Raw genomic sequence first — 609 nt, 5'->3', positions numbered from 1 at the left:
GGGCTCTAACTACTTGTAGGCACACGGTTTCAGGATCTGTTTCACTCCCCTTCCGGGGTGCTTTTCACCTTTCCCTCACGGTACTGGTTCACTATCGGTCACTAGGGAGTATTTAGCCTTGGGAGATGGTCCTCCCAGCTTCCGACCGGATTTCTCGTGTCCGGCCGTACTCAGGATCCACTCAGGAGGGAACGAAGTTTCAACTACAGGGTTTTTACCTTCTATGACGGGCCTTTCCAGACCGCTTCATCTACCCCGTTCCTTTGTAACTCCATGTTGAGTGTCCTACAACCCCAAGAGGCAAGCCTCTTGGTTTGGGCTATGTCCCGTTTCGCTCGCCGCTACTCAGGGAATCGCGTTTGCTTTCTCTTCCTCCGGGTACTTAGATGTTTCAGTTCCCCGGGTCTGCCTTCCATACCCTATGTATTCAGGTAAAGATACTGCTCCATTACGAGCAGTGGGTTCCCCCATTCGGAAATCTCCGGATCAAAGCTTACTTACAGCTCCCCGAAGCATATCGGTGTTAGTCCCGTCCTTCATCGGCTCCTAGTGCCAAGGCATCCACCGTGCGCCCTTTCTAACTTAACCTAAAAGGTTATTTTCTTCTTA

Annotated in this window: 1 rRNA gene; it reads right to left on the bottom strand. The window is 51.4% G+C overall.

Annotated elements, in window-relative coordinates:
- A 23S ribosomal RNA gene (locus tag MLOOGBEN_RS28835) occupies window positions 1-588 on the bottom strand; the annotation flags it as partial.
- Window positions 589-609 lie beyond the last annotated feature (21 nt).

This window comes from Bacillus sp. EB106-08-02-XG196 (assembly GCF_013396335.1).
Lineage (GTDB): Bacteria > Bacillota > Bacilli > Bacillales > Cytobacillaceae > Neobacillus.
Note: the sequence above shows the minus strand (reverse complement) of the source record. Positions and strands in the feature narration are given on the sequence as shown.